19 protein-coding genes and 2 pseudogenes are annotated in these 22,291 nt (G+C 66.0%); 10 read left to right on the top strand and 11 right to left on the bottom strand.

Annotation, left to right across the window (positions count from 1 at the left end; translation table 11 throughout):
* Positions 1 to 78 precede the first annotated feature (78 nt).
* Both KWO_RS08005 and KWO_RS08000 read left to right on the top strand, forming a co-directional pair.
* Positions 79 to 768: a response regulator gene (locus KWO_RS08005; protein WP_005912893.1), complete on the top strand. Its 690-nt coding sequence runs from the start codon at positions 79 to 81 to the stop codon at positions 766 to 768.
* On the top strand, positions 765 to 1,958 hold the full coding sequence (locus tag KWO_RS08000) for a sensor histidine kinase (RefSeq protein ID WP_008573491.1): 1,194 nt from the start codon (positions 765 to 767) through the stop codon (positions 1,956 to 1,958). Before KWO_RS08005 ends, KWO_RS08000 begins: the two co-directional genes overlap by 4 nt.
* A 63-nt stretch (positions 1,959 to 2,021) precedes the next feature.
* Here the strand turns inward: KWO_RS08000 and KWO_RS07995 are convergent, their stop codons facing one another.
* The 3 genes from KWO_RS07995 to rraA all read right to left on the bottom strand — a co-directional run bounded on the left by KWO_RS07995 (position 2,022) and on the right by rraA (position 5,551).
* Complete coding sequence (locus KWO_RS07995) at positions 2,022 to 3,287, bottom strand: cation:proton antiporter (protein ID WP_010377481.1); 1,266 nt, start codon at positions 3,285 to 3,287, stop codon at positions 2,022 to 2,024.
* Positions 3,288 to 3,432: 145 nt separating this feature from the next.
* Entirely contained in the window at positions 3,433 to 5,028 is a 1,596-nt protein-coding gene (locus tag KWO_RS07990; protein ID WP_486684810.1) for a serine hydrolase, read from the bottom strand.
* Between the two features lie 22 nt (positions 5,029 to 5,050).
* The gene (gene rraA / locus KWO_RS07985; RefSeq protein ID WP_017113654.1) at positions 5,051 to 5,551 is read right to left on the bottom strand and encodes a ribonuclease E activity regulator RraA; all 501 of its coding nucleotides are present in this window, start codon (positions 5,549 to 5,551) and stop codon (positions 5,051 to 5,053) included.
* Positions 5,552 to 6,083: 532 nt separating this feature from the next.
* On the opposite strand from rraA, the gene KWO_RS07975 reads away from it, so the two are divergent.
* Entirely contained in the window at positions 6,084 to 6,926 is an 843-nt protein-coding gene (locus tag KWO_RS07975; RefSeq protein ID WP_017113091.1) for a DUF72 domain-containing protein, read from the top strand.
* Positions 6,927 to 7,317: 391 nt separating this feature from the next.
* The gene (locus tag KWO_RS07970; protein WP_003487571.1) at positions 7,318 to 8,265 is read left to right on the top strand and encodes a DMT family transporter; all 948 of its coding nucleotides are present in this window, start codon (positions 7,318 to 7,320) and stop codon (positions 8,263 to 8,265) included.
* 155 nt (positions 8,266 to 8,420) lie between these two features.
* Here the strand turns inward: KWO_RS07970 and KWO_RS07965 are convergent, their stop codons facing one another.
* The 4 genes from KWO_RS07965 to KWO_RS07950 form a co-directional block, all read right to left on the bottom strand.
* Positions 8,421 to 9,548, bottom strand: a complete 1,128-nt coding sequence (locus tag KWO_RS07965; RefSeq protein WP_017113090.1) for a GGDEF domain-containing protein — start codon at positions 9,546 to 9,548, stop codon at positions 8,421 to 8,423.
* 197 nt (positions 9,549 to 9,745) lie between these two features.
* Positions 9,746 to 10,468, bottom strand: a complete 723-nt coding sequence (locus KWO_RS07960; protein WP_010377466.1) for a pseudouridine synthase — start codon at positions 10,466 to 10,468, stop codon at positions 9,746 to 9,748.
* 135 nt (positions 10,469 to 10,603) lie between these two features.
* Complete coding sequence (locus KWO_RS07955; RefSeq protein ID WP_010377464.1) at positions 10,604 to 13,009, bottom strand: putative bifunctional diguanylate cyclase/phosphodiesterase; 2,406 nt, start codon at positions 13,007 to 13,009, stop codon at positions 10,604 to 10,606.
* 262 nt (positions 13,010 to 13,271) lie between these two features.
* Positions 13,272 to 15,194, bottom strand: coding sequence for a DEAD/DEAH box helicase (locus KWO_RS07950; RefSeq protein ID WP_010377462.1), 1,923 nt, complete (start codon positions 15,192 to 15,194; stop codon positions 13,272 to 13,274).
* A 171-nt stretch (positions 15,195 to 15,365) separates the two neighbouring features.
* On the opposite strand from KWO_RS07950, the gene KWO_RS07945 reads away from it, so the two are divergent.
* From KWO_RS07945 to KWO_RS22930, 4 genes and pseudogenes are all read left to right on the top strand, one after another.
* Positions 15,366 to 15,866: a sigma-70 family RNA polymerase sigma factor gene (locus KWO_RS07945; protein ID WP_026113269.1), complete on the top strand. Its 501-nt coding sequence runs from the start codon at positions 15,366 to 15,368 to the stop codon at positions 15,864 to 15,866.
* Between the two features lie 29 nt (positions 15,867 to 15,895).
* Positions 15,896 to 16,543: pseudogene (locus KWO_RS07940) on the top strand (hypothetical protein).
* Between the two features lie 36 nt (positions 16,544 to 16,579).
* On the top strand, positions 16,580 to 16,822 hold the full coding sequence (locus KWO_RS07935; protein WP_010377456.1) for an RNA-binding S4 domain-containing protein: 243 nt from the start codon (positions 16,580 to 16,582) through the stop codon (positions 16,820 to 16,822).
* Positions 16,819 to 17,197: pseudogene (locus KWO_RS22930) on the top strand (hypothetical protein). Before KWO_RS07935 ends, KWO_RS22930 begins: the two are co-directional and overlap by 4 nt.
* On the opposite strand, the gene KWO_RS07925 reads toward KWO_RS22930, so the two are convergent.
* From KWO_RS07925 to KWO_RS07910, 4 genes are all read right to left on the bottom strand, one after another.
* Positions 17,166 to 17,567 (bottom strand): MAPEG family protein, encoded by a 402-nt coding sequence (locus KWO_RS07925; RefSeq protein ID WP_010377454.1) that lies wholly within the window; start codon positions 17,565 to 17,567, stop codon positions 17,166 to 17,168. The pseudogene KWO_RS22930 and the gene KWO_RS07925 overlap by 32 nt on opposite strands.
* 25 nt (positions 17,568 to 17,592) lie before the next feature.
* The gene (locus tag KWO_RS07920; protein ID WP_010377452.1) at positions 17,593 to 18,129 is read right to left on the bottom strand and encodes a DUF4019 domain-containing protein; all 537 of its coding nucleotides are present in this window, start codon (positions 18,127 to 18,129) and stop codon (positions 17,593 to 17,595) included.
* Between the two features lie 403 nt (positions 18,130 to 18,532).
* Positions 18,533 to 18,787, bottom strand: a complete 255-nt coding sequence (locus KWO_RS07915) for a hypothetical protein (protein ID WP_010377450.1) — start codon at positions 18,785 to 18,787, stop codon at positions 18,533 to 18,535.
* 76 nt (positions 18,788 to 18,863) lie between these two features.
* Entirely contained in the window at positions 18,864 to 20,123 is a 1,260-nt protein-coding gene (locus KWO_RS07910; RefSeq protein ID WP_010366917.1) for a COG3904 family protein, read from the bottom strand.
* 147 nt (positions 20,124 to 20,270) lie between these two features.
* Between KWO_RS07910 and KWO_RS07905 the strand changes: the two genes are divergently transcribed.
* Both KWO_RS07905 and KWO_RS07900 read left to right on the top strand, forming a co-directional pair.
* The gene (locus tag KWO_RS07905) at positions 20,271 to 21,734 is read left to right on the top strand and encodes an AlkA N-terminal domain-containing protein (RefSeq protein WP_010377447.1); all 1,464 of its coding nucleotides are present in this window, start codon (positions 20,271 to 20,273) and stop codon (positions 21,732 to 21,734) included.
* A complete protein-coding gene (locus KWO_RS07900; protein ID WP_010377444.1) occupies positions 21,731 to 22,267 on the top strand; it encodes a methylated-DNA--[protein]-cysteine S-methyltransferase in 537 nt (178 codons plus the stop codon). Before KWO_RS07905 ends, KWO_RS07900 begins: the two co-directional genes overlap by 4 nt.
* Positions 22,268 to 22,291: the final 24 nt, after the last annotated feature.

Here is a 22,291-nt window from a genome sequence, read left to right as displayed (position 1 = left end):
CCGACATCCTCGACCCGCAGCGTCCAGGTTGTTTTCGGGAATTATCCAGATTTGATCGAGACGACAGGGCAACACGCCATGACAGGCAAAAAGGTTCTGCTGGTGGAAGACGACAGCGATAGCGCCAGCATTCTGGAGGCCTATCTACGCCGCGACGGCTTCGATGTGGCGGTGGCCGGCGATGGCGAACGCGCCATCCAGCTCCACCGGCAATGGGCACCGGATCTGGTGCTGCTGGACGTGATGCTGCCCAAGCTCAGCGGCATCGAGGTGCTGTCGACGATCCGCCGCGCCGGCGACACGCCGGTGATCATGGTCACCGCCATTGGCGACGAGCCGGAAAAGCTCGGCGCCCTGCGCTACGGCGCCGACGATTACGTGGTCAAGCCATACAGCCCCAAGGAGGTGGTGGCGCGCGTGCATGCGGTGCTACGCCGGAGCGTGGCGGTGCGCGCGCCAGGCGAGCCATTGCAGCACGGTCGGCTGAGCGTGGATCCGGCCGCCGTGGTCGCCAGCGTGCAACACGAAAACGGCGACAGCGTGGCGCTGGATCTGACGCCGACCGAATTCAACCTGCTCGCGCTGCTGCTCAAGACCCCATTCAAGGCCTTTACGCGCAGCGAACTGCTCGACGCCTGCCTGCCCGATAGCGATGCATTGGAACGGGTGGTGGATTCGCACATCCACAACCTGCGCCGCAAACTCGAAGTGCATGGCATCACCGGTGTCCTGGTCACCGTGCGTGCAGTGGGGTATCGCTTTCAATGAAGGTGCTGCGGCGGTTTCATGCCTGGCGCAACCAGGCGCCCCTGTGGTGGTGGGTGGGACTGCGCATGAGCGCGCTGGCGGTGGTGACCATGATGGTCATCGCGTTCGGCATGTGGTGCTATTTCAATCTGCGCTACAGCCTGATCTTGAGCAACGTGCCGGCCGAGCCGCGTGCCGAGATCTCCCAGCTGATCGAGCAGCCCCGGGCCAACCAGGCGCGCCTGTGGGAGCTGTTCCAGCGCTATTACGACATCGAAAATTTCCTGCCCGGGCTGGCCAATCCGGACTGGTGGATGCTGGGCGCCATGATGACCATTTCGGTCCCGGTCATCCTGTTCTGCGGCCTGCTCGCGTCGCGGCCGCTGTCGCGGCAATTTTCGCAGGTGGCTTTCGCCGCGCACCGGGTCAGCGATGGCGATTTCGGCGCACGCGCGCAAGTGGTGCGCGGCGCGCCGGACGAGCTCACCGCCCTGGCCGACGACTTCAATACGATGAGCGGCAGGCTGCAGCAATACGAGCGCGAATTACGCGACTCCAGCGCGATGCTGGCGCATGAACTGCGCACCCCGCTCAATGCCGCGATGGGACGCGTGCAAGGCATGCTGGATGACGTCTTCCCGCGCGAACCGGAGCAACTGCGGCTGGTGCATCGCCAGCTGGAGCAGATCAATCGCCTGATTGGCGACCTGCACCTGGTGTCGCTGGCGCGTGCCGGCCAGCTGGTGCTGGAGCCGGAAAGCGTCGAGCTGCGGGAGCTCGTCGCCGAGCGCATCGAGTGGGCAGGCCCGGCGCTGCGCGAGGCGCAGATGACCATCCACTACCCCACGGCTCCGGCGCTGCGCCTGCATGCCGACCGGCACCGGCTGGGCCAGGTGCTGTCGATCCTGATCGATAACGCGTTGCGCTACGCCGCAGCCGGCAAGTTGTTGGAAATCGAGGTGCGCCGCGACGGCAACAGCGTGCAGCTCACCGTCGGCGACCGCGGTCCCGGCGTGGCGCCTGCGCAACTGCCGCACCTGCTGGACCGCTTCTGGCGCGCCGACAGCTCGCGCGCGCGGCATTCCGGCGGCAGCGGCCTGGGCCTGGCGATCGCCTCGGCCATCTGCCAGGCGCACGATGGCCAACTGGTCGTCAGCAACCGCCCCGGCGGTGGCCTGCTGGCCAGCGTGCAGTTGCCGCTGGGGCGTTGACGCAACCCCCGGCCGCGCACGCCGCCAGTGCACTGCCCGCACCTGCGGGCAGTCGCGCGCCGATCACCGCGACTGCAGGCTCGGCACCGCGTCGCTCACATGGGCGTGGCGGCGCATGATCCAGTTGAACAACGGCGTGGCCATCAGCGTGGACAGGATCGCCATCAGCACCAGCACCGAGAACAGGCCCTGTTCGATCACACCCGCCTGCAAGCCGATATTGATGATGATCAGTTCCATCAGCCCGCGTGCATTCATCAGCGAACCGATCGCCATCGCGTCGCGGTTGTTCTCGCCGGTCGCACGCGCCGCGGCCCAGCAGGCCACGCCCTTGCCGATGAACGACGCGGCCAGGATCGCCACGCCCGCCAGCATGATCTGCGGCTGCAGCAATACGCTGAGCTGGGTTTTCAAGCCCGAATAAGTGAAGAACATCGGCAGCAGCAACACCACGACGAACGGCTGCATCATCTCGCGCAGCTTCTCGGTCAGTGCGCCCCTGGGCAGGCAGACACCGAGCAGGAAACCGCCGAACACCGCATGGATGCCGATCGCATCCATCGCCCAGGCGCTGATGCAGAACAGGATCAGCACCACCGCCAGGACACTGTTGCTCAGCGGCCGGCCGGGCACCACATGACCGGCCAGCCGCTTGAGCAGATGCCGGCCGACGAAAATCATGAAGACCGCATAGCCGATGCCGCCGCCGATGGCCAGGTAGGCACTGCCCCAACTGCCGCCGAAACTCGCCAGCACCACGGCCAAAATGCACCACGCAGCGGCATCGTCGAACGCGCCAGCGGTCAGCGCCAAGGTGCCCAAGGGGCTATTGGTCAGACCGCGTTCGTGGATGATGCGCGCCAGCATCGGGAAGGCGGTGATCGCAATGGCCGCGCCCAGGAACAGCGACGCTTCGGCCAGCTTGGCCTTTTCCGAAAACAGGCCCTGCACGTTGATCAACCATGGGCACATGGCAAATGCCAGCAGGAACGGCACCGCGATGCCCGCCATCGACACGCTCATGGCACTGCGATAGCGCGCGCGAAAGTGGTCGCCGCGGAAATCGGTTCCGACCAGGAACATGTACAGGCCCACGCCGAACTGCGCGAACACATACAGCACGTCCATGGTCTGCTTGGGGAACAGGGCCGCCTGCGCGCCCGGCGCCAGCAAGCCGAACAACGAGGGCCCCAGCATCACGCCGGCAATCATTTCGCCCACCACCTGCGGTTGCCCGAGGCGCTTGGCCAGCATGCCGACCAGCCGGCACACCAACAAAATCGCGGCAGCCTGCAAAAAGAAATACACCGACATCTGCGGAGTGGTCATGCGTGCGGCGACATCCCTGAAAAGTGCGCAAATCGTAACCGGACCTGCCGCACTTCGGTAGCGTGCGGCGGCCGATGGCGATCTGAGCCACCTGCGCGCTTGGGGCCGCCAGGCGCAGCGCGCAGGCCATCCGCGCGTGCCTGCATCATTTGCCCGCAGCGGTCTGCGTCGGCACCGGCGTCAGCACCAGGTCCTGGAAATCGAAGCTGAAATCGGTCAGCGGCGAAATCGGCTCCATGCGCATCTCGCGCACCGCGCCGTCCGGGGTCAGCGCAAAATTGACGAAGGCATCGGCATTCAAGGAGCGGTCGTCCCAGCGCACGATGAAGCTGTCGTGCTGCCAATGCTCCAGCGTGCCCACCAACTGGGCGGTCCTGGCGAACTGCAGGCGCAGCCGCTTGCCGTCCTGGACGATCACCACATCGCCATACCAGGGGTCGCGATAGGTGGCCGCGTAACTGCGCAGCGGCAACGACGGCGTGGACCGCCCCGCGCGCGCGTCCTGGTGCTTCTTCCAACTTGCGTCCGCCTCGCTGTCGGCCTTCTCCACCAGCTTGGCGTACGCGGCGGTCCAATCGGTGGACGGAACCTGCAAGAAGGCATCCAGCACCTGGAAGGTCACGGCGTTGAACGCAGCGCCCACCTCCTGATTGGTCAACACCACCACGCCCAGCTTCTGATCCGGCAGCAGCGTCAGGCGCGACACCATGCCGGGCCAGCCGCCGGTGTGCCAGACCAGGCGATGGCCGCGGTAATCGCTCAGGCTCCAGCCCTCACCGTAGCCGGCGAAGTTCGGCCGCGCCGCGGCAAGCTCGGGCACCTGCACCTCGCCGATCGGGATCGGGGTGATCATCGACCACATTTCCTGCTGGCGCTTGGCGCTGAACAGGGGTTTGCCATCGGGCAGGATGCCGCCGGCCAGTTGCACGTTCATCCACAGCGCCATGTCGTGCACGCTGGAATAGATGCCGCCGGCACCGGAGTTGTTGGACCAGGTCAGCGGCGCCACCGTGCGCAGCTCGGTGAAGTCGTACTTGGCATGCCCGACTGCCGCGTGATCGCCGGGCTGCAGATGGTCGGCGTTGAAGCGCGTGCCGCGCATGCCCACCGGGTCGAAGATACGTTGCTGCAGAAATGCCGCATAACTCTGCCCGGAGACCTGCTCGATCACCTTCTGGGCGACTGCGTACAGGATGTTGTCGTACGCATAGCGGTCGCGAAAACCGCCCTTCAGCGGCACCTTGGCCAGGCGCTGCACGACCTCTTCGGTGGTGTAGCTGGTGCTGGGCCAGAACAATAAATCGCCTGCACCCAGGCTCAGGCCGCTGCGGTGCGCCAGCAGATCGCGGATGCGCATTTGCCCGCTCACATACGGATCGGACATGCGGAACCACGGCAGATGGTCGATGACCTTGTCGTCGAGCGAGAGCTTGCCTTCATCGGCCAGGATCGACAGCGATGCGGCAGTGAACGCCTTGGTATTGGAGGCAATCGCAAACAACGTGTCGGCCTGCACGGGCGCAGGCTTGCCGGTCTCGCGCACGCCGTAGCCGCGCTCCAGCACCACCTGGCCGTCCTTGACGATGGCCACCGCAATACCGGGCACGTCGAACTGTTTGCGCACGCGTTCCATCTGCGCATCGAACTGCTGCATGCCGGCGGGAAGTTCGGCCGCGTGCGTTGTCGTCACCAAGCTTGCCACCATCAGCACGCCCCCACTCAGCCATCGGTTCAAGGTCACTGCATCACCTTCAGGTTGTTGGTCAGATCGATCCGCCGGCGCCATCCAGCGCCAACGGTTGCGGCGCCACCAGCACGCCATTGGCATCGGCGTACAGCCAGTGGCCCGGAACGAAGGGCACGCCGGCAAAATTCACCGGCACATCCACATCGCCCAGATCGCGTCGCTCGGTGCGGCGCGGGCAAGCCGCCAGCGCCAGCACCCCCAGCGGCAACGTGGCAAGAATCTCGACATCGCGCACGCAGCCATGGATCAGCACGCCGGCCCAGCCGTTCGCCACCGCATTGGCCGCGATCTGGTCGCCCAGCAGCGCATGCTTGAGCGAGCCCTGCCCGTCCACCACCAGCACGCGGCCGTCGCCCGGCGTGGCGGCCAGCTCGCGCACCCGCGAGTTGTCTTCGAAACAGCGCACCGTGACCATCGGCCCGGCGAATGCCGTGCGCCCGCCGAAGTGGCGGAACAGCGGCTCGGCGATCGTCACGTCGGGGTAGCGGTCACACAGATCAGGCGTGGTCCAGGTCATCGGGGCGATCTCGCGCGGCAGAGCTGGCATGGTAGCCGGCTGTGGCCGCGCGCGGGCGATGGGTGACGGATGACCGATACCCGATGACCGACACCCGATTACGCGCCATGCAGGCACGCACGCGCAGCGACCGTGCGCGCACGCGGACAACGCTGCGTTCGCTGCGTCGTGATGGTCGCTGCAAGGCAGTCGCCATGCGGCGCTTGCCGCGTATGGTCTCCGCCGAGGCGCGCAACGCAGCCGGCGTGGGTTTCCGGCAGCTACGCCGTCTGCGGCTTGCGCAGCCCATCTCCAGCAGCGTGCAACGCCAGCGCGGCAGACCAGTGCAGGCACAACCCACCTTCGGCACGACCGCCAGCCTGCCATGCAACGTTGCGTCGTGCGGGCTCAACCATTGCACTGCTCCGCGGCGCCCATTGGCAACCCATCTTCTCATCGCGCCACCTGCGCCACGGCTATGATCGGCCGGCGCGCGCTGCACCCATCGACGCATCCGCAATGACGCCCGACCTCGCCAGCGAGTCTCCATGCAATGACCGATCTGTTCGCTTCCGCCCCGCCCGCCCTCGAAGGTATCCACATCGGCATTGGTGGCTGGGTGTATGCGCCGTGGCGCGCGGGCATGTTCTACCCGGAAGGCCTGGTGCAGCGCCGCGAGCTGGAATACGCAAGCCGCCACGTCACCGCCATCGAAATCAACGGAACCTATTACGGCACGCAGAAGCCGGCCACTTACGCGAAGTGGCGCGATGAAGTGCCGCCCGGCTTCGTGTTCTCGGCCAAGGCGCCGCGCCGCATTACCCAGTCACGCAAGCTGGCTGGCACCAGGGCGCAGGTGGAAGATTTCATCGGCGGCATTGTCGAGCTCGGCGATACCCTTGGGCCGCTGGTGTGGCAATTCGAACAAGGGCACCGGCTGCAGGCCGACGATCTGGACGCGTTTTTGTCGTTGCTGCCCAAGCGTGCAGGTCCGCGTGCGCTGCGCCATGTGCTGGAGATCCGCGACCACGATGCGGTGGATGCCTCGCTGCTCGCATTGGTGCGCGGCCATGGCGTGGCCACGGTGTTCACCGATTCGGATGAGCACCCCTCGTTCGCCGATCTCTTCACGGATTTCGTCTATGCGCGTCTGATGCGCAGCCAGGCGCGCCTGCATGCAGGGTATCCGGCGCCAGCACTGGCGCGTTGGGCAGAGCGCATCCAGGCCTGGCGCCGCGGCGAAGACCCGGCCGATCTGCCGCACGTGGACGCTTCGGCAGCGCCGGCACGGCAGCCGCGCGAGGTCTTCGTGTTTTTCATCAGTGCGGCGAAGGAACGCAACCCGGCAGCGGCGATGGCGTTGTTGAAAGAAGTGTCGGCGCGTCAGGGCAGCTAGCAACACGACAGCGCAGCCGCGATAGGGGCGCCGCCGCTTCGGAATCGGCAGGTTCCATGCGTACGTTCGATTCTGCGTGCGGCGTCGGCAGCCATCTGACGACGGCTTGCTGTTTTGCCAGCCGCCCTTGGTCCGCGCATGAGGGCAATCCGCTGGTTGACGCGGCCGTCTCTTGCGCACAGCGCTGAGCGCTGAGGTGCCACGATCGATCGCGGAATGGGCTGGTGCATCGCTCCTCGGCCATCCTGCCGTGATGCAAGTCGGTCGATGGCTGGCGGGTCGCACGATTGCTGCGCGACAGCCTGGTCAGCCATCCCTCCACCCCGCCGCTGCACGCCGGCGCCGCGTTCCTTGCAGCGCAACATCACGCAGTTTTCGGCGACAATGGCGCATGCCCACGACCGACCTGCGCAAGGCGCAACTGCAAATCCACTTCTGCGTCCTGCTTTGGGGCATCACCGCGATCCTGGGCAAGCTGATCACGCTGCAGGCACTGCCGCTGGTGTGGTGGCGCATGTTGATCGTGGTGGTGGCGCTGGCCTTGTGGCCACGCGTGTGGCGTGGGTTGCGTGGCTTGTCCGGGCGTGTGGTGCTGGGCTATTGCGGCATCGGCGCGCTGGTGGCCTTGCACTGGCTCACCTTCTACGGCGCGATCAAGCTGGCCAATGCATCGGTGGCGGCGACCTGTATCGCACTGGCGCCGGTTTTCACGGCGGTCATCGAGCCATTGGTCACGCATCGCCCGTTCCGTCCGCGCGAGCTGCTGTTCGGGCTGGCCGTGTTGCCCGGCGTGGCGCTGGTCGTCGGCGGGGTGCCGGACGGCATGCGGGCCGGCGTGGTGGTGGGCGCGATTTCGGCGGTGTTCGTCGGGCTATTCGGCTCGCTCAACAAGCGCATGGTGGCGCATGCCGACCCGCTCACCGTCACCGCGCTGGAACTGGGCGCCGGCACGCTGACCCTGACCCTGCTTGCACCGGCGATGCCGCTGCTGCTGCCGGCGTTGCATGGCGATCTGCTGGTGGTACCCAGCCTGCACGATGGCGTGTTGCTGCTGGCGTTATCGCTGGCCTGCACCTTGCTGCCATTTGCGCTGGCGCTGGTCGCCTTGCGGCATCTGAGCGCCTATTCGGTGCAATTGGTGACCAATCTCGAACCGGTGTACGCCATCGTGCTGGCGATCGCGCTGCTGGGCGAACAACGCGAACTGACCCTGCAGTTCTATCTCGGCGTGGCGATCATTCTCGGCGCGGTGTTCCTGCATCCGGTCCTGGAGCGTCGGCGCACGGTGGCGCACCCGGAATTGCTCGGCACAGCCGAGGCGAAAAATATCGTCGACTGATTGCACAGCGCTGCAAGATCGCGCTTGTCCACAGCGACCGCCGCGTTGAAGCACGCCGGCGTTCACGCTGCATCGCGCGGCGTCCGGCATACGGCAATCGACGTCCCATGCGCTGGCCAGGCGATCTGCATCGGCGAGCGCGCAACCACGCGCCCCTACTCCAGTGCGACCACCTGATCGCGCCCACCGCGCTTGGCCGCATACAGGGCCTGGTCGGCACGCTTGATCACCGCCTCCACGCTTTCCTGCGGGTACAAGGTCGCCACACCGATACTCACCGTCACCGGCAGCGCGATCGTCATCGCCGCCACGCTCTGGCGCAGGTATTCGCATTGCACGCGTGCCTGCAGCAGATCCGTATTGGGGAGCAGCAATACGAATTCCTCGCCGCCATACCGGGCGATGGTGCCGGAACCGGCCATATGCGCACGCAACAATGCGGACAATTCGCGCAGCACTGCATCGCCCTGATCGTGCCCATGCACATCGTTGACGGTCTTGAAGTGGTCCACGTCCAGCAGCGCGACCGACAGCGGCTGGCCCACCGCACGCGTCTGTTCGGTGGCCGCCGCCAACGCCACCGCGAACGCGCGCCGGTTGGGCAGGCCGGTCAACGGATCGGTGCGGGTCTGTTCGACCAGGTCGGCGTTCAACGCATCCATCTGAGCGTAGTAGCCGGCCATCTGCTGTTCGTACCACTCGCGCTCGTGCAACTGCTGGCGCAACTGCCTGCCGGCCAGCCGCAACTCAAGCAGCTGCGAGGCCTGTCGCGACAATGCCTGCAAGGCCTCGCGCTGGTCTTCGCGCAGATGCGCCGGGGTCTGGTCGAACACGCACAGCGAGCCCAGCGCCAGGCCCTGGCTGGTCACCAGCGGCGCGCCGGCATAGAAGCGCACCCCGCCGCTACCGACCACCATCGGGTTATCGTGGAAGCGTGGGTCCAGCAAGGTGTCGTCCACCATCAGCACTTCGTCCGGGCGCAGGATCGCGTGCGCGCAGAACGAGATATCGCGTGGTGCTTCGCTGCGTGGCGCACCGTGCGCAGACTTGAACCACTGCCGGTCTTCGTCCACCAGCACCACCGCCGCCATCTGCGTCTCGCACAGCGTGGAGGCAATCATGGTCAGGTCGTCGAATGCACGTTCGGCTGGCGTATCCAGCACGTCGTACTGGCGCAGCGCGGCCAGCCGCTCGGCCTCGTTGCTCGGCAATTCCGGTTTGATCACTGCCGCCCCCTGGCTGTTATCTGTGAAAGTATGCCGGAGCCCGGCAAGTGCCACCATCGGGCGCACCCTACGCTGCAGCGCCGCCCTGGACGGCATCGGATATTTCGAAGCGCGATCCATACAGCGGGCGCAAGCACCCGGCACGGCGTTGCACGTTTGGTGCGGCAGCACGGCACTACAGCGCGGGCATGTGCCGTGTCCGAAACGCCGGCTGCGCTGACCTGACTGCGATGCAGTCGGCCCGGCACAGGCGCTTACCAGTCGGTGCGTTGCGGCAGCAGCCCGCGCAATTCCGCATCGCTGAGGTTGCGCCACTGCCCCGGCTTGAGCGCAGCCAGTTTGATGTTGTCGATGCGCACCCGGCGCAGTTGCGTCACCCGGTAGCCGAACTCGGCAGCCATCAGGCGAATCTGCCGATTCAGGCCCTGCTCCAGCACGATGCGGAAGCCGAATTTGGCAATGCGTGCGGTGCGGCACGGCAATGTGGTTTCGTTGTGGATGCGCACGCCGCGGGCCATGCCGCGCAGGAATTCATCGGTGACCGGTTTGTTGACCGCGACCAGATATTCCTTCTGGTGGCGATTTTCCGCGCGCAGGATCTCGTTGACGATGTTGCCGTTGCTGGTCATCAGGATCAGCCCTTCGGAGTCCTTGTCGAGCCGGCCGATCGGGAAAATGCGCTGCTCGTGGCCAACGAATTCGACGATATTTCCCTTGACCGAACTCTCGGTGGTGCACGTGATGCCCACCGGCTTGTTGAGCGCGATGTAGACATGCTTGCGGCCGCCGAGCTTCTTGGCCTCACGCACGCGCAGCGGCTGGCCATCCACCAGCACGGTGTCTTCCTCGCCCACCACCGCGCCGGTGCCGGCGGACACGCCATTGACGGTCACCCGCCGTTCGCCGATCAGGCGATCGGCCTCGCGGCGTGAGCAGAAGCCGGTTTCGGCGATGTATTTATTGAGTCGAGTTGTCATCCGCCAATTATCGGCGATTTAGCGCGGGCAATGCGCCATACCGGCTGCCCAGAGCAGCAATCGAGGGCAGGCGGTCGCCAGACGCGTGCACGCAGCGCGCGTCTGATGCAGCGCAGAGACATTTGCTCAGGCGCCTTAGCCAGGCACGGCCACCAAATGCGGCGTGTGCACCAGGTCTTCCAGCGGGCACGGACGATGCAGGCTGAAACCCTGCACCTGGCCCACACCGGCTTCGCGCAGCCCGGGGATGTCGGCCTCCGATTCCACCCCTTCGGCCACCACTTCAATCCCCAGCGCCAGCCCGACCTGGGCGATCGAATGCACCGCCGCGCGATCCACCGCATCGTGCGCATAGTTGCGGACGAAGCCGCAATCAATCTTCAACACGTCTACGGTGAATTGCTTGAGGTAGCCGAACGAGGCCATGCCGCTGCCGAAATCGTCCAGCGCCACGTGGCAGCCGCGCGCGCACACGCTCTGCACGAAACGCTGCGCGTGTTCCAGATCGCCGATGACCGCGGTCTCGGTGATCTCCATGCACAGCTTCGGCACCAGTGACGGGTAGCGTTCGAACAATGCAAAGACGAAGTCGAGAAAATCCGGTTGCGCGATCGATTGCGCAGACAGATTGACGTGGCACAGATCCAGCGTCGCCACATGCATCGGGTTGGCCGACAACTGCGCGCACAGCGCTTCCAGCACATAGGTATCGACCATGCGCCCCAAGCCGTAACGCTCCACTGCCGGCAAGAATTCACCCGGACTCAGTACCCGCCCGTCGCTGGCGCGCATGCGTACCAATACCTCGTACTGCAGGCGTCCTGGGTCGTTCAGCACCTGGATTTTCTGCGCATACAACAGCAAACGCTCTTCGGCGATCGCCTGTTGCACCGCACTGATCCAGCCACCATCGTGGCGGCGCTGCGCCAGCGCCAGATCGTTTTCGTTGAAGCAGCGAATGCGGTTGCGCCCTTCTTCCTTGGCCGCATGACAGGCCAGATCGGCGGCAGTCATCAAGGCATTGAGGTCGCTGACGCCCTGGCGAATCTCCACCACGCCAAAACTGCAACTGGGCGTCAGCGGTCGCCCGCCTTGATGGCTCCACGGTTGCCCGAGCGTGCCGTGCATGCGTTCCAGCACGATCTGCGCCTGCGCCAGATCGGTATTGGCCAACAGGATGGCGAATTCATCGCCCCCCAAACGTCCCAGCCAATCGCCGGGACGCAATTGCATTGTGATCACATCGGCGAAGTGGCACAGGAATCTGTCGCCGACCGCATGCCCGAAGGTGTCGTTCACCAGCTTGAAATGATCCAGGTCGACGAAACACAGCGCGTGGCACATCTGCGGCGATTGCGGCAGTTCGATCAGGCGTAGCAGCCGGCGTTCGATTTCATGCCGATTGATCAGTCCGGTCATCGCATCGTGTCGCGCATGGAAGGCCACTTCGTCGGCCAGCTCATGTGCGTGCGACACATCTTCGATCACCGCCAGCACCAGGGTCGGCTCTTCCGGACCTGGCTCCACCAGCGAGGCGCTCCAGCGGCCCCACATCACCCCGCCGTCGGCACGCAAAAAGCGCAGCTCGCCGGACTGCAGCAGCTTTGGCCAATCGATCATGCCGCGGCTGTCCAGCTTGATGTCTTCCGGGTGCATCACCTCGGCCAGGGTGCAGGCCTGCAGCTCTTCCGGCCGGTAGAACAGGACGTTGGCCATCGAGGCGTTCGCATCAAGCACGTTGCCGCGCAGATCGAACTTGACCATACCCAGTGCCGCCTGCTGAAACGCGGTGCGGAAGCGGCCCTCGTGCGAGAGCAGGTAATCGCGGATGCGCCGCATTGCCAGCACGCAGGTGATCAACACCAGCAGCAAGGTGGCCAGGCTGCAGACCACCATGACATCGTGCAGCAGCCGCGCGCAGCGGGTCAGGTCGCCCAGGAATTCGGAAGCGTCGCGGCGCATGCGGCCGTCCAGCAGATGCAGCTCATCGCTCAGTGCCTGCAGCGCGCGCGGGTCGGGATGGTTGGCGGCCTGCACCGAGGCGGCACGGTCAGCCAGGCCGCTCATTTGCAGGATGCCGGCGTCGCTACGCTTCCACAGCGCAATGGCGTCGCCAAGGTAGGGAAATTGGTGCCCATAGCGGTACAGCCGCACCATTTGCGGCATGTCCTCACGAGCGTTTCGGCCAGCGCCCAGGCCAGCGTAGACCGCGTCCCAATCGATCACCGGCTGTTCGATCGCCACGCGCGCCGCGCGGTCGCCCAGCGGCACTTCCAGCGCGCGGCAAGCGGCCTGCAGATCGGCTGCATCGCCGCTGCCCAGGTAGCGCTCCATCCAGTACACCGATTCCTGCTGGGCATTGGACCAATGGCTTAGGCCAACGATCCAGGCGGTGGCGCCGGATTGGATTTCAATCACCAGCGCCGAGATCACCGCCATACAGACAGCGATCCCGATCAAGAGCGCCAGAGGAAGCGTCAGCCAGCCACGCACCAGGTGCATGGTCTGTCCAACGCCCTTGCCGCGTACTGCCTGCGCCATCGCCGTCTGTCCTTCGCCGCCCAGTGCGACTCAGGCGCCCAGTGGGCGCCTGAAGATAGTAACGGCCGCAACGGCCCAGTCTGTATGGCAATACCCGCTTGGCGTGAGGCAAGTCGGGTTAGCGACGCTGGCTAGGTCAGCCTGATCGCCGGCGCAGCGAGGCGCCGGAACGCTTCACCGGCTCGCTATGCGAATTTACGCATAGCAATACTAGGCAACCACACCGCCTGCAGGGTGAACCTGCGGGCGGTGCCGACCGCGCTTACTCGCCGCGCGGCTTCGGCGGGCCCTTGCGGTGCGGTGCGCCAGCGCGGTCCATCGGACGGCCCGGGCCGTTCGGACGACCGGAAGGCTTGCCGCCACGCGGGAAGCGTGGCTTGGACGGCGACGCGGCCGCCTCGCCCTCTTCCAGCTTGCGCATGTTGAGCTGCTGACCGGACACCCAGACTTTCTTCAGGTGGGTGAGCAGTTCGCGCGGCATGTCGGCCGGCAGATCCAGGATCGAATAATCGTCCTGGATGTCGATCCGGCCAATATAGCGGCTTTCCAGCCCGGCTTCGTTGGCGATCGCGCCGACGATATTGGCCGGCTTCACGCCATGGGTATGACCCACTTCGATGCGGTAGCTCTCCATGCCGAATTCCGGCTCGCCGCGCGGGGCGACCGGGTCGCGACGCGGACGCTCGCCACCGGCATCGTCGCCACGCGGCGGACGCCCAGCGCGCTCACCGTCGGCACGCGGGCCACGCTCGAACTTGGGCTCGAACCGCGGGCGCTCGCCACGGTCATTGCGATCACCGCGGTCGGCACGCTCGTTGCGCTCGCGCGGGGCGAACTCTTCGCGCGCACCACGCACCGGCGGGGTCAGCAGGAACGGCGAGTCGCCCTGCAGCAGCTTGGCCATGGCAGCGGCGATATCGATCGCCGGCACGTTGTTTTCGGTCTCGTAGCGCTGCAGCAGATCGCGGTACATGTCGATCTGGCCGCCGGCCAGGCTCTCGGTGATGCGGGTCATGAAGCGTGCCACGCGGGTGTCGTTAACCGCATCCACGCTCGGCAGCTGCATCTCTTCGATCGGCTGGCGGGTGGCGCGTTCGATCGAACGCAGCATGCCCTTTTCGCGCGGCGTCACGAACAGGATCGCGTCGCCGTTGCGGCCGGCACGGCCGGTACGGCCGATGCGGTGCACGTAGCTTTCGGTGTCATACGGAATGTCGTAGTTCAGCACATGGCTGACGCGCTCCACGTCCAGACCGCGTGCGGCCACGTCGGTGGCGACCAGGATGTCCAGCTTGCCGTCCTTGAGCTGGGCAATAGTCTTCTCACGTGCCGCCTGCTGCATATCGCCATTGATGGCGGCCGCAGCCAGACCGCGTGCCTGCAGCTTCTGCGCCAGTTCTTCGGTACCGGCCTTGGTGCGCGCGAAGATGATCATGCCGTCGAACGGTTCGACCTCGAGGATGCGGGTCAGCGCATCCAGCTTGTGCAGCCCGCTTACCCACCAGTAGCGCTGGCGGATGTTGGCCGAGGTGGTGGTCTTGGCCGCAATGGTGACTTCGGCAGGATCTTTCAAATAGGTCTGCGCGATACGGCAAATCGCCGGCGGCATGGTGGCCGAGAACAACGCCACCTGGCGCTTCTCCGGCAACTTCTTCAGCACCGCTTCGACGTCGTCGATGAAGCCCATGCGCAGCATTTCGTCGGCTTCGTCCAGCACCAGCGTCTTGAGCTGGGACAGATCCAGCGTGCCGCGGTCCAGGTGATCGATCACGCGGCCGGGGGTGCCCACCACCACATGCACGCCGCGCTTGAGCGCGCTCAACTGCTGGGCATACGGCTGGCCGCCGTAGACCGGCAACACGCGGAAGCCCGGAATGGCTTCGGCATATTTCTGGAAGGCCTCGGCGACCTGGATGGCGAGTTCGCGGGTCGGGGCCAGCACCAGTGCCTGCGGCTTGAGCTGGTTGAGATCGGCGTTGGACAGCACCGGCAGCGCGAACGCGGCGGTCTTGCCGGTGCCCGTCTGGGCCTGGCCGAGCACGTCGCGGCCGGATAGCAGCGCGGGGATGGTGGCAGCCTGGATCGGCGACGGCGACTCGTAGCCAACATTGGCAACGGCCTTCATCACAGCGCCTGAGAGGCCGAGGTCTGCAAACAGCAGCGGCGCGGAAGATTCTTGGGTCATGGGTAACTCCGGAGGCGCCGCACGGAGCCGGCAAGCGCAAAGCAGCATAGTGTGCCTTCTCAGGCCCCCTGCTGTCGAAATTTTCGTGACAGTCCATTCAGGTTGTGAGGAATTGCGTGTTCGCGCGAATCATCCTGGCGCGCAAACCCGCTCACCTGCCCGACTGGAGCCCTGTCCCTGGGCACATACCTGCAAGCCCGCTTCAGCACCCTCCTGCAGCAACACCGCTGCATCGTGCTGAAGGTGGCGGCCAGTTATTGCCACGACCGCGACGAGCGCGCTGAGCTGGCGCAGGAAATCGCCACGCACCTGTGGCGGGCATTTTCCAGCTACGACCCGAGCCGGCGGTTTTCCACCTGGATCTACCGCATCGCCTTGAACGTTGCAATCAGCGATCTGCGCGGCCGCCGACACATGCCCGGCGAACCCATCGCATTGGACGCAGCGGTCGAACGCATCGCCGACCCATTGGCGCACGACCCGGTGCGCGAGCAGCGGGTGGCCGCGCTGTACGCCTTCATCACGCAACAACCGCCGCTGGAACGCGCCCTGTTGCTGCTCTACCCGGACGAACACAACTACCGCGAAATCGGCCAGGTGCTCGGCATCAGCCAAACCAATGTCGCCACGAAACTCAGCCGCCTGAAAACCCGCATGCGCGCCGAACTTTGACCCACACCGATCCGCAACCGGAGCACGCCATGGAACTGGATGACATCACCGCCGCCTGGCGTTCGCTGGAACAACGCCTGGACCAACAAACCGCACTCACCAGCCAACTGCTGGGTGATATGCGCAGCCACGCAGCACGTGCGCAACTGCGCCTGTTGTGGCTGAGCCAATCGGTGCAACTGCTGTGCGCCATCACATTAAACCGGCGTCATCGCCCACAGCTGGCTCCCGTTTGCCGATCAGGCGACAGCCGTCGTCGGCGGGGTGCTGCTGCAGCTGTAGTGCGTTGCGCTGGCAGTTTCGGCGGTCCGGCAACTGTGGCTGTTGTCGCAACCGGATTTCGCCAGGCCACTGTTACAGACACAGCGCGCGCTTGCACAGCTGCGGCGCTGGCGCACACGCGTGGCGCCGTGACTGGGCGTAGTGTTTGGGTGCTGTGGGTGGCAGTGGCAGACGCTGCGTGGCGCACTCTCACCGGCTTGTCGCTGCCGAACGCCTGGCTGCTGTGCAACGTGGTGGTCGGCGCGCCTGGCGGCATCGGCACCTGGCTAGGTGATCGGCGGCTGCAGCGCAGGGGTCCCCCGTGGCTGGAACGCCTCGACACCGCACATGCCGGCCGTAGCGTCGCGCGTACCGAAACCTTGCTGGAACAGATTGCGCGTTTCCAGCGCGAGTAGGCGGATAATCGCCGGCTTCCTGCACGCGAGCACACCATGCAATACCTGGAATTCGACCTGGACGGCGACTACATTGAACTCAACCAGTTGCTCAAGCTGGCCGGCATCGCCGACAGCGGCGGCCAGGGCAAGGCCATCGTCGCCAGCGGCGCGGTCAGCGTCGACGGTGTGCAGGAGCTGCGTAAGACCGCCAAGATCCGCCCCGGCCAGCTGGTGCAGTTGGACGATGTGGAAATTCGCGTCCTGGCACTGGACCCGAACGCCGAACCTGACGCATGAAGGTGGTGGAGATCAGTCAGCGCAACCACGCACCTTCGGCCGACGATCCAACCCACGACGTCTACATTTTTTCGATCGCCGTCGATTCGGAGAAACCGTTCTGGCTGGAGCAATCCATCCGCGGGCGGCCATGCCGAGCGAGGCGGCTGCACCATGCTGGCCTTGCACGAACTGGAAGCCTGGCCCGGCGACTGGCGTGCCGATGTGACCAAGGCCGGTTGCGCGTGGGTGGCGCCGATTCTTGAAGAAGGCCTGCGTACCGACGATACGCAGGCGGCAATCGATGCAATCTTGGCGCGGGCGCAAGCGCCGGATTGCGCCTCACCCAGCCTGCAACGCTGCATCAAACGCCCAGCAGTGCGCGCACCAGTTTGACGATGCTCCAGAACGACACCACCCAGATGGCGCTACGCAGGTACGGGATCCCTGCGGCATACACCGGCACATAGGCCACACGCGCCCATAGGTAGAGCTGCACGGCGAGTGCTGTTTCTGCACTGGTACGCCCCGCCACGCTCACCGCCAGCACCGCGGCGGCGAAGATCGGAAAGGTTTCCAGATAGTTGCGGAACGCACGGTCCAGCCGCGCGGCCACGCCGGTGAGCGGCTTGGCCTCGCCATCGCGTGCGCTGGCATTCCACTTGGTGCCGCGCTGAGCAGTCATGCTGGCCGAGGCAGCCAGCAATTGCACCAACCCGAGCACCATCGCCCAGCCCAGCGTCTGCAGCTCGATCGTCAGTTGCATACGTGCCTCCCGGCCGATGGAAACATCACTTCACCGCCGTGCGCAGGCTGTAACCGGCCAGACGCCAGGTCTTGTCTTCGTCCAGACGGAACGACACCAGCTCGCGCACCGGCTGCTGTGCCTTGGCAAAGCGGGTCGGGAAGCTGACGTTGACGTAGAGGCCTTCGGGCACCTGCGCGCCGGGGCCGTACTTGACGCGTGTCACCGATCCCTGCCCGCGCCCGACCATCGCACCCAGCCGCGCGCGTTCGGTGCCGATCTGGCTGACGAAGACATCGCGCTTGACGGCAGTCTTGGCCACTTTGGACGCGCCATCCCACAAGGAAGCGATCTGGTTGCCGTCCACCATCTGCGCCACGCGCAGGGCCGCCTGGGTCATTTCGGTGTTCTGCTTGGTCAGCTGCGCTTGCTGCGCAGTGCTGAGCGCCGGCTGGCCTGCGGGCGCTGCAGGTGCTGGCTGTGCGGCGGCCGGGCTCGCGGCGCGACTGGCGGCCTGCGGTTGTTGAGCGAACGCCAGCGCTGGAGCCAGTGCCAACGCGATAACCAGACGAGAACGAAGCATGGGACGAAGACCTTGTACGGATCGGGTGGAAGGAGAAGCGCCGCATACCTTGCGGTGCGTAGCGCAGTCTAGGGTGCGCCCCGCGCAACACAAGTCCCGAGCGCAGCGCGGGAGGACGGGGGCGGCAAAACATGGCGAGCGGTGACGAGGAGCTGGTGGACGATGCGTTTATCGAGAGCGCAAGCGGCGAGCGTTGAATCCTGGCTACAGACTCATGCCCTAGAAGCAATCAGGTCTGGCAGCGGCGCTTTTATCCTTTCTGCTTGGAGTCGCCCGTACGCTGTGGATAGCCGCTTCAAATGGATTGACGCCCAATGCGACAAAGTTATGGAAGTGCCACGCACTGAACCCGGGCGGCGCCATTCCGCAGTCGGCAACCACAATAGCCGCTTTCTAATTGAACTTAGACCTCGCCTCCCGGAGCCGGTGGCATGGCCGCCACAGCACGCGGCCGCCACAGACGCCAGCTGACCCAAAAAGCGCGCGCAATTGCGGCAATCAGCGCGACCAGACTCAGCCAGCTTGCCACTGTCGCCGGCCATTGTTCGTGCATGGCGGCAGCGGCCAGACGCAGTAGCTCGGCTACACCGAAGCCGACCAGCACCAACAGCGCCGACGGTAGATATGCCAGTAACACACCCTTGGTCTTGCCTCGCATACGCCCCCCGGCTCGGTTGTGATGCAGCGACGATAGGCAGCGCGTAGTGCGATACGCGTGAAGCCCGTCACTGCATTCAGCCTTCGGGGTGGGTCGCTGGCTGCGGGTCGGCCTGGGCGGCATCCTGGGCTGGCGCGGCGTCCGGCTCGGCAGTGGGCGCACCACTGCCTGCGGCAACGTTCTGGGCATCGCTCGCCGGCGCTTGACCGCTCTGCACCTGGCCAGCCTGCACCTTGCCGTTCTCCGCCTCACCGGTCGGCGTCTCGGCCGCCGGGCTGGCCGGCGGCAGGGCAGCGGCATCGGTTTCGGCCAGCGGGCTTTCGTCCGGGCAGGCCGCATCCGGAAAGCCGAAGCGCTGCTTCAGCGCCAACCCACAGGCATTGACTGCGTCCAGGTCCGCACCCTCGCCCTTGCACTTCTGATCGAAGGCGACCAGAAACGCGTCCTTGCGCCGCACGAAGGCATCGCCGCACTTGCGCATCTGGCGGATGCGTTCCAGATCGTCCTGCACGGCGTTGGTGCCATCCAGGCCATATTCGCGCAGTTCTTCCATCGTGAGCAGGCGCAGGCTGCGGTTGGGCACGGTCATCATCAAGTCGGCCACCGCCACTGCCACGCCGTTGCGCTCCAGATAATCCTTGACGTTGCCGTAGACCTCGCGCAGCTCACGATTGAGCTCGGCGCGCGAGGTGGCCCTGGAGCTGATCCGCATCATGCGGTGGATGCCGACCTTGCCGGCCACTAGCCGGTTGTCGCCCGCTGCCAGCACGAACACACAGGCGCTATGGCAGATCGAGCCTTCGCGCACCCAGATGGTCCAGTTGGATTCGCCGATGGTGTCGCCGGCGCGGATCGCCGCCTCCACCTGCCCGCCGCTGGAATCCAGATCCAGGATGCGATGCGGCAACTTCCACTGCTCAGCCACCGAGGCCAGCCGCCATACCAGCGCCGCAAACCCGGCGTTGATCTTGCCGGCGTAGCGCACCCGTACCAGCCCGGTCTCGCGGCATGGCGCCAGCGCCGCTTCCACGCTGGCCCGGTCCAGTGCCGGCAGCAGCGTGCCGTCGCCGGCTTCGCGGCTGTAATCGGTCGCACAGCTGATCCAGGCCTGGCCAGACTCCAACTCCGCCTGCGGCCATCCCGCCTCGCCGGCATGCGCGCGCGGGCGCGGCGGCGGTATCGGGTCGGGCGTATCCACCGACACCATATGGTCGCCATCGCCCGCCTGCCCTGCACCGTTCTGCTGCGCAACTGCCGCATCGGCGGAGGTCGCCGAGCGATCGCAGGCGGCCAGCAGCAGCAAACAGGCAAGTGACAGGCAAACCAATTTCAACATGATGTGGGGCACTGACCGCGACGGAGATCACCCGCAGTCTATGGCTGAATGGGCCAATGGGTTGACCAAGCCATAAACGCGCAGGCCCGCCGCAACCCTGTCCGAAAACGGCCAGCCGGTGCGGTGGCGAGCGCATAGACTGGTGCCATGCAGACCGCAACGCCCGACCGAACCCAGTGCGATCGCGCCCGCCTGGCGCGCGATGCGCGCTTCGACGGGCTGTTTTTCACTGCCGTGCGCAGCACTGGCATCTATTGCCGCCCGGTGTGTCCGGCGCCGCCGCCGAAGCCGGCCAATATCAGTTACTACCCCACTGCCGCGGCGGCCAGCGCTGCCGGCTACCGGCCATGCCTGCGCTGCCGGCCCGAGCTGTCGCCGCAGGCGCAGCAGCATCTGGGCGAAGAGAGCGTGCAGCGTGCGCTGGCGATGATTGCCGACGGCGCGCTGCAGGAGCAGCCGGTGCAGACGCTGGCGGATGCGGTGGGCTTGAGTGCGCGCCAGCTGCAGCGGCAATTCGTGCAGCAATTGGGTGCCACGCCGATCCAGGTGCACGGCACGCATCGCTTGCTGCTGGCCAAGCAATTGCTCACCGAAACCGCTTTGCCGATCACCGAAGTCGCGCTCGCTGCTGGCTTCAATAGCTTGCGGCGTTTTAACGCAGCGTTTCTGCAGGGTTGCGGCATGCCGCCGTCGGCCTTGCGCAAGCAGCGCGCCGAGGTGCCGGGCGGCGAACTGACACTGCGCCTGGGCTATCGCCCGCCGCTGGATCTGCCGGCGATGCTGGCGTTTTTGCAGCGCCGTGCGATCACGGGGATCGAGCAGGTCGATGCCAGCGGCTACCGTCGCGTGATCGGCCCGCCGGGCAGTGCCAGCGTGATCGAAGTCAGCGCGGCGGCGCAGCGCACGGAACTGCTGCTGCGCATCGGCGCCACCGACCCGCGCCAGATTCCGCAGATCGTGCGGCGCGTGCGCCGGCTGTTCGATCTGGATGCAGACCTGCAAGCCGTGCACGCCACACTCGCGCCGGAACCGCTGTTGGCCGAGGCAATCGCGCGCCGACCCGGCCTGCGCGTGCCCGGTGGCTGGGACGGCTTCGAAGTGGCGGTGCGTGCGGTGCTGGGCCAGCAGATCAGCGTGGCTGGCGCAGCGACGCTCGCGGCGCGGCTGGTCGACCGTCACGGCGGCCATCATGCCGACATGCCGCCCGGATTGAATCGTAGTTTCCCCACACCCGAACAGCTTGCCGACGCGCCGCTGGAACAGCTTGGGCTGCCGCGTGCGCGCGCCGCCACGCTACGTGCGCTGGCATCGGCTTGCGCGCAAGGCCGGCTGCACTTCGGTGCCGGGCAGCGCTTGCCCGACTTCATTGCCGCCTTCACCGCGCTACCCGGGATCGGTCCATGGACCGCCCATTACGTGGCTATGCGTGCGTTGTCGCACCCGGATGCGTTTCCGGCTGGCGATTTGATCCTGCAGCAGGTGCTCGGCGCGCCCGGGCGCCTGAGCGAACGCGCCACTGATGCGCGCTCGCAGGCGTGGCGCCCGTGGCGCGCCTACGCCGTGCTGCACCTGTGGCATCTGGCCAACGACCGTAAGGACACCCGCGCATGAGCACACTGCACTACGACACCTTTCCCTCACCAATTGGCGCGCTCAGCGTGGCCGCCGACGACACCGGCGTGCACCACATCCTGTTCGCGCAGAACCGCTACGACGCCATCGGCCGTGCGCGCTGGTTGCACGACCCAGATGCGCCGCTGGTGCGCGAAGCACGCGAACAGTTACTTGATTACCTGTATGGCGGGCGACGCAGTTTCGATCTGCCGCTGGCGCCTGCAGGCACGCCATTTCAGCTGACGGTCTGGCGCACGCTGGCGCAGATTCCGTTCGGGCAGACCTGGAGCTACGCGCAACTTGCGCAGGCAGTGGGCAAGCCCGCCGCGAGCCGCGCAGTGGGTGCGGCCAACGGGCGCAATCCGCTGCCGATCGTGCTGCCCTGCCATCGCGTGATCGGTGCCAATGGCGCGTTGACCGGCTTCGGCGGCGGCCTGCCGACCAAGCAGGCGTTGTTGCAGCTGGAAGGTTGGTCGCCGCATAGCGCCGCGCGCGCCGACGATCTGTTCGCCCCTATATCCGCAGGCTGACTTCGCGGCGTCACCACTGCGCCG

It is taken from the genome of Xanthomonas vasicola pv. musacearum NCPPB 4379 (genome assembly GCF_000277895.2).
In the GTDB taxonomy this organism is placed as follows: Bacteria; Pseudomonadota; Gammaproteobacteria; order Xanthomonadales; family Xanthomonadaceae; genus Xanthomonas; species Xanthomonas vasicola.
This window is presented reverse-complemented; position numbering and strand designations above follow the sequence as displayed.